The organism is Mesotoga sp. UBA6090, assembly GCF_002435945.1.
Lineage (GTDB): Bacteria > Thermotogota > Thermotogae > Petrotogales > Kosmotogaceae > Mesotoga.
In genome coordinates this window covers 1-16,161 of sequence record NZ_DIXC01000017.1, presented here as the reverse complement: position 1 = coordinate 16,161, position 16,161 = coordinate 1, and the positions used below count along the sequence as shown (strand labels likewise).

12 protein-coding genes are annotated in these 16,161 nt (G+C 48.3%); 1 reads left to right on the top strand and 11 read right to left on the bottom strand.

Going from position 1 to position 16,161, the window contains the following annotated elements; all coding sequences use genetic code 11:
• Positions 1-187: 187 nt before the first annotated feature.
• The 11 genes from B3K42_RS03070 to B3K42_RS03020 form a co-directional block, all read right to left on the bottom strand.
• Positions 188-2,023, bottom strand: coding sequence for a PfkB family carbohydrate kinase (locus B3K42_RS03070; protein ID WP_110990575.1), 1,836 nt, complete (start codon positions 2,021-2,023; stop codon positions 188-190).
• Complete coding sequence (locus B3K42_RS03065) at positions 2,020-3,021, bottom strand: hypothetical protein (protein WP_292596742.1); 1,002 nt, start codon at positions 3,019-3,021, stop codon at positions 2,020-2,022. The genes B3K42_RS03070 and B3K42_RS03065 overlap by 4 nt, the downstream gene beginning before the upstream one ends.
• A gap of 32 nt (positions 3,022-3,053) precedes the next feature.
• Positions 3,054-3,635, bottom strand: coding sequence for a D-sedoheptulose-7-phosphate isomerase (locus B3K42_RS03060; RefSeq protein WP_110990574.1), 582 nt, complete (start codon positions 3,633-3,635; stop codon positions 3,054-3,056).
• A 3-nt stretch (positions 3,636-3,638) separates the two neighbouring features.
• The gene (locus B3K42_RS03055; RefSeq protein ID WP_258367287.1) at positions 3,639-4,565 is read right to left on the bottom strand and encodes an ROK family protein; all 927 of its coding nucleotides are present in this window, start codon (positions 4,563-4,565) and stop codon (positions 3,639-3,641) included.
• A 27-nt stretch (positions 4,566-4,592) separates the two neighbouring features.
• The gene (locus tag B3K42_RS03050) at positions 4,593-7,709 is read right to left on the bottom strand and encodes an alpha-mannosidase (RefSeq protein WP_292596738.1); all 3,117 of its coding nucleotides are present in this window, start codon (positions 7,707-7,709) and stop codon (positions 4,593-4,595) included.
• 58 nt (positions 7,710-7,767) lie between these two features.
• The gene (aar, locus tag B3K42_RS03045; RefSeq protein ID WP_292596736.1) at positions 7,768-8,922 is read right to left on the bottom strand and encodes a bifunctional L-alanine/L-glutamate racemase; all 1,155 of its coding nucleotides are present in this window, start codon (positions 8,920-8,922) and stop codon (positions 7,768-7,770) included.
• Between the two features lie 21 nt (positions 8,923-8,943).
• Positions 8,944-9,783 carry a carbohydrate ABC transporter permease gene (locus B3K42_RS03040; protein ID WP_292596734.1) on the bottom strand — a complete coding sequence of 280 codons (840 nt, stop codon included), beginning with the start codon at positions 9,781-9,783 and terminating at the stop codon, positions 8,944-8,946.
• Positions 9,780-10,664, bottom strand: coding sequence for a sugar ABC transporter permease (locus tag B3K42_RS03035; protein WP_349680946.1), 885 nt, complete (start codon positions 10,662-10,664; stop codon positions 9,780-9,782). The genes B3K42_RS03040 and B3K42_RS03035 overlap by 4 nt, the downstream gene beginning before the upstream one ends.
• 115 nt (positions 10,665-10,779) lie before the next feature.
• Entirely contained in the window at positions 10,780-12,030 is a 1,251-nt protein-coding gene (locus B3K42_RS03030) for an ABC transporter substrate-binding protein (RefSeq protein WP_292596730.1), read from the bottom strand.
• 30 nt (positions 12,031-12,060) lie between these two features.
• A complete protein-coding gene (locus B3K42_RS03025) occupies positions 12,061-13,212 on the bottom strand; it encodes an ROK family protein (protein WP_292596728.1) in 1,152 nt (383 codons plus the stop codon).
• A 579-nt stretch (positions 13,213-13,791) separates the two neighbouring features.
• Complete coding sequence (locus B3K42_RS03020) at positions 13,792-14,082, bottom strand: hypothetical protein (protein WP_292596726.1); 291 nt, start codon at positions 14,080-14,082, stop codon at positions 13,792-13,794.
• Between the two features lie 784 nt (positions 14,083-14,866).
• On the opposite strand from B3K42_RS03020, the gene B3K42_RS03015 reads away from it, so the two are divergent.
• Positions 14,867-15,973 carry a YibE/F family protein gene (locus B3K42_RS03015; protein WP_292596725.1) on the top strand — a complete coding sequence of 369 codons (1,107 nt, stop codon included), beginning with the start codon at positions 14,867-14,869 and terminating at the stop codon, positions 15,971-15,973.
• Positions 15,974-16,161: the final 188 nt, after the last annotated feature.

Sequence of the window (16,161 nt, the reverse complement as noted above, 5' to 3'; positions counted from 1 at the left end):
ACACTCTCCCGAAAGGGGAGTAAACAGCCTGGCCTCACAAGGTCTGTACTTACACCGCGCCATCTCTTGACCCTACGCTCTTCTCGAAGGACGCCTTTTCACAACGTTTTACGACCAGAGAGAAGAGGGTGTCTTTCCTCGCGCCAGCGAGCATCACTTCCCGACGAAGTCGGCCTCGCAGCTGCTATCAGATCTCATTCTTGAAAATAAGTTTCGTAAGCGAGGCTCTACTCGAGAAATCGGGAATTATTACATCTGCCCCGGCTTTCTCCAGTCTTTCAAATTTCTCTTTGTTCCAGCCAAAACCGGCCTTCTCATTTGAGGCAACCCCTACGGTGAAGGCCCCGGCTTCTCTGCCTACAGTGATTTCAACAGGCCCATCGCCTATTACAACGAGTTCATCGGGCTTTATTTTCTCCTCTTTCATGAGCCTTTCAATGACTTTCTTTTTCGAATACTCCTCGATGCTGTTCAGTGCTCCAGAGACCCCGCCATTTATGTAGCTGTGTACTCCAAGGTATTTTGCTTCCTTTATCACATCTTCCTTATCGGTTCCCGATGCGACCAGAAAAGTGACTCCCCTTCTTCGCAACGCCTTCAGGAATTCTAGCGCTCCACGAAGTAAGTATCTGCTTTTGACGTTTTCATTGATGCGTTTCTTCACTATCTCTTTCAAGTATCCGGTATATATCTTCTTATACTCCAGTGGAGTCAGAATCTCGTCAGGTGGGACAAACCCATACTGACCAACGAGCTTACGGAGTCCCTCCATCTGCAGGATTGTTTGAAGACCTGTGGTCTCGGCAATAAATTCGTTTACCTCGACCATGATTCTTGAAAGCACCTCTTCTTTAATCTCTTTTTTACCGGTAATGAAACGTATCATGAGATCTCTCATAATTGGCTGCCAGCCTTCTCTGAGAAGAGAAATTGTGCCATCAAAGTCGAAAAGTACTCGCTTAACATTACCGGGAAGCCTGCAGCTGTTCCTGAAGATTGACGGATCATCGATTTCGGAATATTCAGGTTCACTCAGCTCGGAAAGCGCTTGCATTGAAAGCGTTCCTGTCCCTTTCTGAGAGACGCAGAGCGCTGCGGCTTTCGTTGCCATTCTAGCCGAATCCAATAGTGCGTTTTCTACAGAGCAATGATCTACCGTGAGTGCGGCAGTGTAAGCATCTCCCGCCCCGCAGGCATCCCTCACCTCTCCTTCAAGCCTGAAAACCCGGTTCAACACACCGTACTCGAAACAGAACGATCCGTCCTCTCCGGCGGTAACGACAACTGGACACTCGACTCTTCGAGAGAAATCTGCCAAATATTGCTGAACCAGTATTTTGTCGGGAACTTCGCTTTTATCTTGGTCCAGTATGCCCATTCTCTTCAAACCCGAGATGAATTCATTCATGTTCGACTTCACCAGAAAACCGGTGAAAGCTTCGGGTTTGATCCTGGAATCCGCTACGAAGGGCTTGTCTCGAAATCTTGTGCGCATCTCGAGAAGCCGGCATAGTATCTCGCCATCTACACAGCCCCTCCCGGGAATGTCTGCCTGGTCTTCGACAACGACGGCATCGACTGTCGGCACAAGAAGTTCGATTGCACCTATCATCTCGGCTTTGCTTGTCTCGTTCAGACCAGTCGGCGGAATGTCCAGCCTTGGAAGATCCTCCTCACCCGTGTTCACGTTTATAAACTTAGTATAAACGGGGGTGACATGGGCCTGCGACTTTATTAGGAACTGAGTGCAGATTCCGTATTTACTTAGTTCTCTTTCGAGATCGTACTGCCTACCGTCACACCCCACTGGGCCAAGCACAATTACCTCCACATCAAGCATCGCAAGATTCTTCGCCACGTTTCCAGCAGCCCCGGGAGAAAACTCCTCTTTGATTCCAGTTACTGTCATGAGCCCTGTCTCTAGGCTTGGTTTCGACAGAGCCGGATCGTAGTAGACGTACCTGTCCAGAAACAAGTCTCCGATCACGAGGATTCTTGGCTTCTTTTCATTCATTGAACTCATACCGATCTCCTCACAATCGACCTGTAAAATGCCGGCAGAGTCTCTCTGTGATCGCCCTTTATGTAGTAACCAGTACCGCCAAATGCTTTGGGAATTCTTGTCACAATCGATTTTATGTCCCTAAAGTAGTAAGAAGGAGCGCTCTTGTTGTTTTTGGAAGCTTGCTCGAGATCAGCCTCTCTTATGTCGAAGCTGGCCGTTGTGATTCCCTTTGGAGGTTTTCCAACATTTGCGGCCATCGAAATCGCCTTCAGTATTACTTCAACCCCTATCACGGCCGAACCGATAACTATGACTACTCCGCCATTCTCCAGTTTCGAAATCTCATTGGCGAATACAAGGAAGTCTCTTCCGGAACAACCTCCAAGAGCCTCTCCATCGAAGTAAGCAGTCATGTGATAGATATCCGTTCCAACGGCGCAATGAACACAGAGCGGAATGTCTTTCTGGAACGCGTTATACTGAACCGAAGCCTCGGGGTACATGCATTTCGCCTTTTCGGGAAAGGGTTCGCCGGATATCAATCTGCCCATTGACTCTCCATAACCAATAAGAAGACTGTTTCCATGGACAAGTGCCTGGTTTATGTATCTGTTCGTCTCTTCTGCAAAGCCGAAAAGCCCTTCCGATAAGGCGTTGGGAATGCTCTCGGAGGTCTTTCCGCAGTAGGCCAGTTCGAAATCGTGTATTGTAAAGGCCCCGTTGACTCCAAGAGCAGAAATGATTCCCTTCTTTATGAGCGATGAGAGAAGAGGCCCCATCCCATTCTTGATTATATGGGCCCCGCTGAATACTATCACCGGTTTGTCCTGCCTTCTAGCTTCCACTACCTTCGAAGCCAGTCCTTCTAGGTCGCTTGAAGAGTAGCTCTCAGCTTCATCGATTACTTTGTTTTCATCGATCAAGTCTGAGATAGAGACCTCGCTTGGTCTATCCTTAAGCGGATAGGTTCTTACACTTGAACTGTCGAATATCTTGAATTTTCCTTCGTATCTCATCATTCCACCTGCCGTTTCAAATCTGCCCAATTCTATCTTTCTTCAGCTACCATCGCTTCTATTAGCTGGCAAAGCACGTGCCCCAGCGTTATGTGCGTCTCCTGTATTCTCGGGACATCCGTTGAATCAACCTTGAATAAATAGTCACAGCGATCGAGCATGTCGCCGCCCGTCCTGCCAGTCATGCCGATCCTCAGAGAGAGCCTTTTCCTAGCTACTTCGAGACCCCTTACAATATTCTTCGAGTTTCCGCTCGTGCTTATCGCTATCACAACATCCTCTTCTCTCAGAAATGCTTCCAGCTGTCTCGAAAAGATCTGATCATACCCGAAATCATTCGGGATCTCGGTAAGAATCGAGTCGTTGCTGGGCAAGGACACTGCCCTTATTGGTCTTCTCTCAAGATAGAATCTTCCCACAAGTTCCGCTGCCAGATGAGCGGCATCTGCAGCGCTTCCTCCATTTCCCATGAAATAGACCGTACCACCGTTACCGATTCTACGTGCAACCTCACGTGCAACCTCCAGAAGAGCCTCTTCATAACGTTCAATAAACTCTCTCTTCACCCGAATACTTTCTTCAAAGGCCTTTCGGGCCACGTCTTCAAGCTCCATCTCTTATCCTCTCCTTCCTCTTCCGCTGGCCACAATCAACGCCGCGTAATCACCGATCTTGTCTTTGAGCCCGGAGAGAACGACTCTTTCTCTCGCTTCCTCACCGATCAAAGACTCGCCGACAGCCTTTTTCATCGCAGACTCCAGCCATACTCCGGGAAGACGCCACGCAAGATTTCCAAGTATTATCCTGTCAGGATCTAGAATGTCCAGCAGCACGGCCAGCCCTTTGCCGAAGTAAGTTCCGCTTTCCTCAAGTACTGTGACAGCGTAAGTATCTCCCTTCAAGGCCATACCTGCGATTTCCTCAGCGCTCGTTCCCCGTCTGAATCTCTCTGGAAATCTATAACTGGCATACAGTGAAATCCCTGTTCCACCGCAATATGACTCCCAGGAACCGTTCTTGCCAAAGAGCGACGGTCCGTCATCGGCCACTCGCATGTGACCGACCTCTCCGGCTAATCCCTTTGATCCACTGTACACTTTGCCGTCTATGATTATTCCCGCTCCAAGGCCTGTCCCTAGCGTCAGAAAGACAGTGTTTGAGAAACCCCTGCCTGCTCCCAGAATACTTTCTGCCAGGGCTCCGGCTCTCCCATCGTGCTGAACTGTCACGGAAAAATGAAAACGTTCCTCAAGCGGTTGTACTATGTTGACCGTCCCCCACCTGAGATGAGGAGGATTATAAAGAGTTCCCGTATTCGCATCCATTGGACCTCCAACAGATACTCCCGCCCTGGCCGGAACCTCCCTCTCCACTAGAGCATCGATTTCAAAAGAGAGTCTCTCGACAAAGTTTTCAAAACCGCTGTCGGGTTCGGTAGGAAACTCCCTTCTCCTGATGATATTCAGATCTTCATCGCCCAAAATGACTGCGGTCTTCGTGCCTCCAATATCTATACCCAGTATCTTTCCTTCTGCTTCATTCATCTTCATCACTTTCCATAGCTTCTCTCTTCACTCAAAAATCAGAGTATGTAAGCCGAACTGCCTGTACTCGAGCTGAACCCTTCCATCTACAACAGGAAGTTCGCGGGCCTTGTCTTCTAGAATGTTGGAGATCCAGCAACGCTCAAAGGGCAGAGAAGTTCTGACACTGGCAACTCCACATCTGCCTTCAACTTCGGCCACTCTGAGCACATAACCGGTACCCTCGGAGTGTTTCAAGGCGAGAACCTTGAGATTCCCGGCCGATATCTGAAGGCAGTCTTTACCGAAATCCACACTGCCCGATGCCAGAACTAGTGGCTTATTGAGGCTTTCGGCCTCTGCAACTGTCTCTAGAGCGTTTGTGGAGTCATGAGAAAACAACGAGTACGTGAAACTGTGCCTTCCCTCGTCGGCGAAGAAATCGGGATAGATCGGCGATCTGAGAAGCGTCAACGAAATGTCGGAATCGGAGCAGGCATGGCCGTACTTGCCGTCATTCAATATAGAGACGGCGAAACCCGGTTCCGAAACCTCCACCCATCGATGCGCCGGGAATTCGAATCGCGCTTCCTCGAAGGAGTTTCTGACCCTCGTGCTTCTGAGCGAATGGCCGGCCGAAAGGTCACACCTGATTTCCCGTGAGAGAAGATTGACGGGAAAATGAGCCTTTAACAAAGTCCTTCTCGTGTGCCAGTCAATTTCAGTTTCAATATCCAGCCTCTTTGAAGAGGCATTCAGGACATATCTCTGCATTATCGAGCTTCCCTCGTAATGATAAGTTGCCTGAACTACCTTCCTTACCGGGCCGGTTTCTATCGTTCTAACTTCAGAAGCATCAAGCTTTTTTCTCGATCTGGCATAGTCATGATCGATATCCCAGCCGTCCCATGCAACGGGAATGTCTTTGTAGACATAGAGAGAATTTCCCGGCCCAGAAAGAAGCGGTCTGTCAAGCATCTTGTCGTAGGCTGATATACTTCCGTCAGCATTCACTTCAACGATCAAATAAGCGTTCTGCATTACGGTATCGCCGTCAGGCGCATACCGATCTACTTTCTCGTCAGTATATTCGAAGACTTGAGCGGAGAAAGGAGAGATCTTCTCGCTGAAACTGTATACGGATTTTCCATCATATGTTTTTTGGGAGGCGAGCTTCTTTCCGTCAGACCTCCGCAAACATCTGTCGCCTTCATCGGAAAAGATTACTTCTCGGGGAAAGGAACCTGTATTGATAACGGTTCTGAACAAGGCATTTCCATCACTCCTGGAACTTAGGAAGCCTCCAGAGATCTCGTCAGACTCGGCGATCACCTCGCCGAGTTCGTTTTCAGCCTGATGATGCGCTTCGTTTATCGACGAGCCGGGAAGGATGTCGTGAAATTCGTTGTGAAGAAGCATCTCCCACAGCTTTCGAACTCTCTCGATCGGATACCCTTTTCTCTCGACAAATAGCACTCCCAATACTTCAAGTCTGTACAGCGCGTCTTCGGCCTCTTTGTGGAGCTTCTTAGTTCTTGCCTGAGTCGTGAAAGTACCTCTGTGCAGTTCGAAGTAGAGTTCGTCATCCCAAACAGGCAGCTCGCTATCCTTCGGCAGATTCTCGTAGTACTTCTGCAGCGGGGCCATTTCAAGGCTTGGCATTCCGGGATAGTTCTTCAACCGTTCATAGTACTCCAGCATTTCTTCGGTCGGACCTCCGCCGCCGTCTCCGTAGCCAAAAGTTGTGACTGTCTTGTTGTAAATCTGCTTGTTCTGAAAGTTATCCCATGTTCCTAGAATAGCTTCGGGGTTGATCATTCCATTGTAGCCCCCTTGAGGGTTATCGAAGAAATGACAGACGATCTCGCTTCCGTCCAAACCTCTCCAGCGGAAGAGGTCGAGAGGGAAGCGGTTCTTCTCATTCCATTTCAGCTTAGTCGTGGAGAAGTACTTTATTCCCGCCTCTTTCATAATCTGAGGAAGTATCCAGGAGAAACCGAAGACATCGGGCAGCCACGCGACCGACGACCTGATGCCAAACTCCTCTTCAAAGAACCTCTGACCGTAGAGAAACTGCCTCGCGAGAGACTCCGCGCTGGAAATGTTGCAGTCGCTTTCTACCCACATTCCGCCTATCGCTTCCCAGCTTCCCCTTGCTATACTCTTCCTGACTCTATCGTAGAGGTCTGGATCGTTCTCTTTAAGATCCTTGTACATCTGTGCCGAAGACTGGATATACACAAACTCGGGATATTTCTCCATAAGCCTCAGCGCATTGGCAAAGGTTCTTCTGATCTTCCTCTTCGTTTCGTCTATGGGCCACAGCCACGCATAGTCTATATGCGCCTGCCCGGCAACTTGAACAGAGCCCGCCGATCCGTGTTCCTCTCTCAGCTTCACTATTGAGTCATTCAGAGTGTTTCGCGCGCTCATAACCGTAGCCTTGTACTCTTCGGGCAATTCATTACCGCTCGACTTCTCAAAATCTGGGGAGTGCCAGAGATGATTAACGCTTCCGTATTGCTGCTGACCAAAAAGGGTGGGATTGTCGGGAGTGGTCTTGAAGTAATGTTCCGTCGATCTCGGCAGCTCAATTTCCGAGAGGCTATCGCTGATGATCTTCAACAGTTTCTCGGCTAGCAGGTCATCCTTCGTCGCTTCAAAAACGTCGATAGCCACCATGAAATCGAGATAGGCCCCCGAAACCGATTCATCTATGGTTAGCAGCTCCGCAACTTCAAAGACGGGTCCGGGCAGATGGGTTCCGAAGAGCCCCTTCGGGACGGTCTGAACATCCAGAATATGGCGTCTTCCGTCTGCAAATCTAGTGACATCCAGGAGTTGATGATAGACGTTTATCTCACCATAAGAACGACCGTCTACCATTACAAGACTCTCGCCTCCCGGAACAACTCTCAAAAAAAGTCTTTCGTCCTCTTCGAGCTCCCCTCTCTCAAAACTCGATCTGAACCAGACGGGAAAGCACTCTTCATCCCAGCAGTAGCCGGCAGATATCTCTTTCCATCCTTCTTCAGGTGGAGTTTCCGAACGCGATCCGCTGAACTGCCAGTCACTGATCCCTTCTCTCTCTCTCACAGTATAGGGAAAGAGCTCAGACAGTTCCTTTTTGAGCCTTATGCACGACTCTGATCTAGAATGATACACAGTATCTCCTCCAATATCCCGGAAAGTCATTTCTCATGAGCGGTCTGTCAAGAACCACTCAAAGAACGGATTTAATTGCGCTCTCAAGATCCTCGGAAAGGACTTCGATTTCCTCCAATCCTGCGTGAATTCGTATTAGTGAGACATTGTCACCGGGATCTTTGTGAGAAACGGCGTACGGAGAGACTAGGCTCTCATACCCGCCCCAGCTTACTGCCCTCCTGAAGAATTTGAGAGAGTTGACAAACTTCTTTATCCTGTCGATGTCTCTTGTTTTGAGCTTGAACGAAAAGAGGCCAGAACCTCCCCTCATCTGCTTTTTCGCAAGAGAGTACTGATCTGAAGATTCGAGCATAGGATACAGAACATATTCAACGGCTTCGTTTTCCTGCAATCTTCGGCTGAGCTCCATCGCATTCTGGAAATGAACCGGCATCCGGATGTGTAGAGTCCTGATTCCTCTCAGTATCAGCCAGGCGGCAAAGGGATCGGGCACGGCCCCGGTATTTAGAAACTCCTTTTCGAAGATTCTCTTGACATCTTCATTCGATCCGGCAACAACGCCGCCGACTACATCGCTGTTTCCGCCAAGGTATTTCGAAGCAGAATGCACTACGAGATCAATCCCGAAATCAATCGGATTCTGATAAATAGGAGTTGCCCATGTATTATCGATTATCGTCTTGATTCCCTTTGATCTTCCCAGCGAGGACACTTCGGTCAGATCTTGAAGTTTGAAAGTGAATGTTGTTGGACTTTCGAGATATATGATCTTTGTGTTTGGTCTGAGCGCCGCCTCAAGTTCATTTGCATCGCTTCCTTCCACAAATGTGTGTTCTACTCCGAATCTTGCCAGATACTTTGTCACGTACGTGGATGTCCAGCTGTAGCAGTCCTTGATCGTCACTATATGATCGCCACTCTGCACGAAGGCTGAAATACTGGAGACTATCGCAGCGACGCCCGACGCGAAAAGCTTTGCTCTCTCCGCATGCTCAAGCGCAGCCAATTTCTTTTCAAGAATGTTTACAGTCGGATTGTTTCCCCTCGTGTACAAAAAGTGGTTCGTCTCATCTGAAAGGGCCGTTGAAAAATCGTCAAAGTCCTTGAACGAGAAAATCGAAGTCTGGAACAATGGAGGATTGACCGCTCCACAAGGTAGATCCTCTTCTCCAAGATGGTGCAAAATCTCAGTTATGTGCTCTTTCTGCATCCTCAAAATCCTCCAATCTTCTTATCCTTTTATTGCGCCTTCGGTAAGTCCGGCAATTATGTATTTCTGGGCAAAGGCGAACACTATCATCGTCGGTAATAGAGAGAGCACAAGTCCCGCGCTCAAGACATCCCAGCTTATACCTGCCTTTGAGATGAAGGAGTTCAGCGCAACGGGAACCGTCATTTTTTCGTCAGAGAAGATGAACATTGACGCCAGAAACAGCTCGTTCCAGATATTCACGAAGGCAAAACTGAAAATCGCCGCCAGTCCCGGTCTCGTGAGGGGAAATACAACTTTGAACATTGCCTGCAAAGTATTACAGCCGTCAATCACTGCGGCTTCCTCCAGCGAAACGGGGATCCTGTCAAAAAAGCTTTTTGACATGATAGTGCTGAAAGCAATTACCATAGTTACATAGAGGATGAACAACGTAGAAAGCCTATCGGTCATCCCGTAATTGGCGAGCATTACGAACAGCGGGGCCATAAGTATGAACGGCGGCACCATCTGCGTAAAATACATGGCAAGCAATGTCCCGTTCCTGAATTTCTTCGCCCGAATTCGAGAGAGAGCATAGCCGCTGAACATAGATATAAGCATGGCCACTAAGGCCGCTGCGAGCGCAACTATTGCGCTATTTCGGAAGTACACTCCAAAGTTTGCAAAGCCAAAGAGCTTGGCGTAACTCTCAAATGACAGCTTCTCAGGAAGATACTTCAGCGGAAAAGTGTAGATCTCTCTTGAACCCTTGAAGGATGTCACCACTACCCAGTAAAGGGGCAAAAGCGCAGCCAAAAGATACAGCCCGAGAGCGAGGATCTTCAATATTCTGCCTATAACCTTCATGAGCGCCTTCATATGCTAACCTCTTTTCGGGAAGAGATGTTCAGGAACACAATCGCATACAGCAGCAGCATCGACATTATTATGAAGCCAATCGCCGCGCCCTGACCGTAATCATAAAACTGGTAGATCCTGTTTATCATGTGAGTAGCCAATATTTGCGTCGAATTGGCCGGCCCTCCGCCGGTCATTCCATAGATTATCTCCGGGAAATTCATTATCCACATAGTTCTTAGAAGGACCGTGCTGATAATGGTCGGCCTTATGTAAGGTATGGTTATTTTGAACAATTGCTTGAACCTGTTGGCACCATCGATTCTCGAAGCCTCGTAAAGCTCGTTCGGAACCGATTGAAGAGCCGCCAGCAGCATAATGGCAAAGTAGGGGATCCCATACCAGACGTTGGCGATTATTACTGACATCATTGCGTATCTAGGATTAGATAGAAACCCAATACGTGTGCTTATAACTCCTAATCTCATCAGGATATCGTTTATTATCCCGAACTGGCCGTTGAACATCCACGCCCAGATAAGACCGATAGCAAAACCCGACACGGCCCACGGATAGAATACTAAGGCCGAATAGATCCCTCTGCCCTTGAAGGGCTTTCTCATCAGAAGGGCAAGACCAAAGCCAAGACCAAACTGGAACACCAGAGAGAAAAAGACCCACACCAGGGTGTTGACAACTATTTTGAAGAAATCGAAATTGCGATCGTTTATTATTGCCTCAAAGTTGCCAAGCCCTATGAACCCTATCTTAGAGAGGTCGAACATATTGTAGCGTTGAAAAGCCATAACTCCACCGCGAATAATGGGAGTGTACGTAAAAACGATCAGGAGGATGAAAGCTGGAATCATCATTATGAAAAACTTCCAGAAGCTCTTTCTCAAATCCAACACCTCTCAGTAGACCGGTCGTTATATTTCAGAAAAACGACACGGCGTCGAAATCATTAAATCTTTTTCCGCCGTGCCGAATCGTTGGTCAATCTCTTTCAGTTCTTAATCAGTCTGCCCAGTATTCAGCCCATTTGGCGGCAACGGCTTCGATCGTTGTGTAGCCGAGAAGCAGTGACTGCATATCCTGCTGGTGAATCTCGGGCCATCCCGGCCACTTTTCGGAGTCTAGAGGGTACGACGCGAAGATGTACTTCTCCGGATGACTCATCATGTAACTCCATGCCGTGTAGACGCCGGAACTGAAGTACGGATCATTCTCATATGTGGAAGAATGGATTGGAAGCGGGCCGTAACTCTTACTGTAGTATGCGTTAACCTCGGGGCTAGAGATATACTTAATGAATTCCCACGCTTCTTCCTTGTGCTTCGAGTATGAAGGGATTCCCAGCCCACTGAATCCATAGTCCAGATAAGCTTTCCCCGAAGGACCTACTGGAACCGGTACTACGGTGTAGTACTCTCTTCCAAGCATCTCATCTACCAGGGCAACCGTATCCGGGTCCTGAATAAGGAACGGAGTGATACCCGATACGAAGGCATTGACCTGTTCGTTGAATCCCCAGTTAATTCCGTCAGCGGGGACTCCACCTTCGAAAAGTCTTACATACATCTTAAGTCCCTCAAGAGCCCTCGGGTCATCGAAGTAGACATCTCCCGACTGCGTCTTATAGATATTGGCTGCATCGATGTCGCTCAAGAAAGATGTGGCGATCAGATCAGAGAATTTGAACTCCCAGGACTTTCCCCTGAATCCAAATCCGAACTGATTCTTGTCCGGGTCCGTGATCTCTATACAGAGTTCAACGAGCTCACTCATCGTCTTTGGAATGTAGTTGACGCCCAGTTCTTCGAGGACGTCCGTTCTCACGAAAAGTCCCTTGATGAAGAAGAACTGCGGCACGATGAAAGCAGTGTTGTCTACGGTTCTTGCGGCCTGATTCGCGACGAAAGTGAGTGTGTCGTTGTGCTCCCAGCCTGAGAGATAACTCTCAAGGTTCTCCAGCTTTCCGTTGTTCACGAACTGCTTCACTGTGTAGTCCCTGACTTCAATGATGTCAAGAGCCTGGTTAGTATTGAGCATGAGCGTTGCCCTCTGATCGGCCTGCTCATAAGGCGGAGATATGAGATTTATCTTGATATCCGGGTTCTTGGCCTCGAAGTCTGCGATGATCTCCTTGATTACCTGTGTCCTTGCAGGACTCGTAAGAACCTCGATGAAATTGAGCGTGACTACGCCGAATGAAAAGACTCCGATCAACATTACCAGTAGCAGCGAAATAAAGACTCTCTTTTTCATTTGAATGCCCCCTTATGTAGTTTTGTGGTGCTAATCTGTTAGTACCTTGCTCATCAAGTAACTGAATATCGCATAACTCGCGGCTCCGGTCGAGAATTCTTCAAACTGGTCACTATTACCTCTTAAAAGCCGAACTTGATCTCCAGAGAAGAGGCTTGATTCGAAAGAGCTTTTCAGCGCTTCGAAGAAGATATCTCCGAAATCCAGAAGCTTTCCATTGACCACGACGGCTTCCGGCCCGAAAATGTTTGAAACAAGCGCTGCAATACGGCCCAATTCATTACCGACTCTTCCGATCACAGAGGCCATTCTTCGACCAAAGACAGACCCTTTACAGAGAAAATCATCGATACTTCCGAGATTCTCTCCAAGCTCAGAGTTAAGAGCAGAGACAATTGTATCCAGACTCAAACTGCTGTTATCCACTAGCTCATCACAAAAGCTCTTAAGCAGAGCGTAGCTGATCTCTCCTGAATAGCCGAAACTCCCGCTATAGATTTCATCTTTCAGGATTATTCCCGCGCCGATTCCTTCGTCAAAATATAGACTCATAAAAGAACTGATGTCTCTGCACTTCCCGAAGCATTTCATGCCAAAGGCCGCACCATCACCATCATTTACGAGAAAGGCGGGAAGGCCAAACCTCTTCTCCGTAATCTCGCCTATCGCAAAATCCTGCCAGTCACTCAGGCCAAATGGAGAGTAGATTACTCTCTTCTCCTTATCCAGTGGGGAGGGAGCCCCAATCCCAATAGCATCTACCCTAATCTCATTCCTGTAACACTTATTGATCAGTCTTTGAACAACATCGAAGAGATTGGTCGTAGCATCGGCCCTGGTCTTGTTCGAGACTGACTTAGCACACGAAGCGAGAAGCTTGCCGTTGGCTGACATGGCCACACCTGTCGTACTGCCTCTTGCGAGGTTCACTCCGATAACCGTTGCAGCATCACTGCGTATCCTCACAGGAATCGGCGCCTTGCCGACAAGGCCAGTCTTCTCTCCCGAAAGTTCTTCAGCTATTCCAAGATCAATCAGCGACGCAACAATCGAAGAAATCGTCGTCTTTGTAAGCTCTGTCTGCCTCGCGAGCTCGACCCTTGGAGTATCGGGCTTTGCGAGGAGTAGCTGGATGACTCTTCCGATGTTTTTCCCTTTAAGGTCGCTGGGCTTGGATATCACTTACTCACCTCAAACAACTAAAGAAACTTATTTAGTAATAGTCTCTTACTAATTATTATATACAATTGACCCATTAAACGAAAGGAAAATCAAGTCACATTATATCCATTTAAGACCAATTAAATCCGCTGAGCAGCGTTTAATGTCCAATTCTGCTTGCCGCCTTTCGAGGTTACGGTGGGGGTGCAATTTGGAAAACACAATGAAGTTCATTGTTCCTAGATCCGCTGTGCGCTTAAGAGCATAAAACCCGTTGATAGCTGTTAAAGGCAGTTCTCTTCTGACTGTTGATTAAAGAGTGGCTTTTGTGCCGACGGAGTCGGAACTCGCCTCGCCGAAGGCGAGACTGGCCAGGCGGAGCCTGACTGGCCTGCGTTAGCAGACTGGCTCTTGGATGCAAATTAGCTCGCACTTTTCGCGACATGGATCGAGATCCTGACCAGGAGCATTGTCAGTTGACGTGAACGGGTTGTCATCCCGTAGAGCCTTCCCTGATCAGCCTGCCCCAAAATGGTTCTGTTTGGGGTCTTGTTCAGGGGTTCTGTTTGGGGCTTCTGTTTTGGGGGTCTGTACGGGATCTCATCTGCCCGACGCAGTCGGAACTTGCCTCGCCGAATGCGAGACTGGCCAGGCGCAGCCTGACTGGCTCTTTTTTGCCTCCTGCGAAGCAGCATCACCTCCCGACGAAGTCGGCCTCACTTCCCCGGATGATCCTCCGGGCATCACTTCCTGCGAAGCAGCCTCACTTCTGCTCTTGCGAGACCCCAGACCCGGCTTTTCGTTCTTGTAGGAGGACGGACAACCGTTAACGGCGTACCTGAGAGGCTTCCTGCGAAGCAGCTTTACTTCCCCGGATGTTTTTCCGGGCATCACTTCCGCCGGTGATCTTTCGGCGCATCACTTCCTGGGATGCTCTTCCCAGCATCACTTCTTGAAATGTTCTTGCCCAGCCTTGCGTCTAATATTTTATTCTTCCTTGTGCTACCAGGGAGATCTGGTTTTGGTCTTACCTAGGCCTTCCCAATAACCAAGAACAAAGCTCTTAGAACTGAAACGAGGAACAATCTCCTAGTATGGAGAACCTAAGGTTAACGGAATGTAAAAAATGGAGTCTGAAGGAAAGAACACGAAGGAAACGTGGGGATTAACCCCTTTCTGAGGCCGTTGGACCTCATTAAAAAAGCAAAGTCTGAGTAGCGCCTGCCACAGTGTTCATAAGAAAGACCGTATCTGGCAGGATAGCATTAAGGGAGTCGTGGTCTGCCTGGAGAGAAAAGGCCTGATATCTCGCTCAAAGAACGATTAGGCAGAATCGCCGAACAGAAACGGATATGATGCTCTGCATTTCACAAGCAAGGTGGGTCGCAAGAAGAACAAAGATCGGTGTGTCACCGTCCCCACGGTAAATTACCAACTCAAGCTTCAGAAGTAACGCGACCTCCTGCCTGAAGAATCACCCGTCTTGATTATATCAGCAGATGCTATGATAAACGAACTTTTCCAAAATCCGAAACACAAGTTTTATAAAGGAGAGATTTTCTCCGATTGGCTTTGACGGCTTAGCGGTCTGTCAATTACCTGGGCCTCTCTTCGAGACCTGCATGAGATGATATAATTCAGGGAAACAAAGAGAGTTCCCCGGGGAGATTTCAAGTTGAGATTGAAAAGAGCTTTGCTCTACATAATGGGAGCGGTTTTGTTCGGTTATGTACTTTTTACTTTCATAAATGCTTCGGTAAACGATCAAAGTACGATCAAGGGAAAGGTACTGGAGATCGTAAGTTTCGACGAAACAGGCGGCTATTCGGGGAAGGGTCTCCAAACACTTAGGATCAAGATTCTTAACGGTAGCCACGCCGGTGAAGAGGTAATTGTCGAGAACCACTTCACAGACAACACCGCGATGGATATTCGCGTGGAAGATGGCGATACCGTCGTGCTTTACGTTGATCAAAGGGGAGAAGAAACCTTCCACGTAACTGATTTCATAAGGCAGAGATATGTCTTCGTTATTGTGCTGGTATTCATAACCTTGCTTCTTCTCATCGGAAAAATCTCCGGACTCAAATCCTTCATAACACTTACTATCACAGGACTGATAATTATTAAAGTGATGTTGCCACTTATACTGAACGGATTCGACCCCATAGGCGCTTCTTCGTTGTCGGCGGTCCTAATTACAGTGCTTACTTTCGGAATTGTCTCCGGTCTCAACACGAAGTCCTTCTCTGCGGCCTTCGGCACATTGTGCGGTGTACTCTCTGCAAGCGTTATTGCTTACGTAACCGGCTCACTTGCCAACCTTACGGGTCTAAGCAGCGACGAGGCAACGATGCTCGTGTATATACCCCAAAACATTCATTTCGATTTCATGGGTCTGCTGTTTGCCGGAATAATCATCGGGACGCTGGGTGCCGTTATGGATGTTGCGATGTCGATCTCTTCCGCAATGTATGAAATGAAATCTCTCAACCCCGATATCACGCCGGGCAAACTCGTGAAATCGGGATTCAACATCGGCAGAGACATAATGGGAACCATGACCAACACCCTTATCCTCGCGTATACAGGAAGCTCGATCTTCCTCATGCTGGTCTTTCTGGCATACAAGACACCTCTGATAAGGATAATAAATATGGACGTAATTGCAACGGAGATAATCAGAGCGTTTGCAGGAAGCATAGGGATAATCCTTTCGATTCCGGCCACCGTCTTTCTCTCGGCTTTTCTGCTGAACAAATATCGTTCAAGGAAAACCTGACTGGAACGAAACTTCCTTTTCAAGCCGTACTTCTTTGAACCTTTTGCCCTACTTCCAGTAAGCCATGTCGACATGACAGATCACGACTTTTGTCCACCTGTCTTCATTTTCTGCACTCACCTGTGTTTTTGATTACGTCGTCCGTTGTAGCAGGTTGGGGGTCGGAGTGTGCCAAGAAGGCGAAGAAG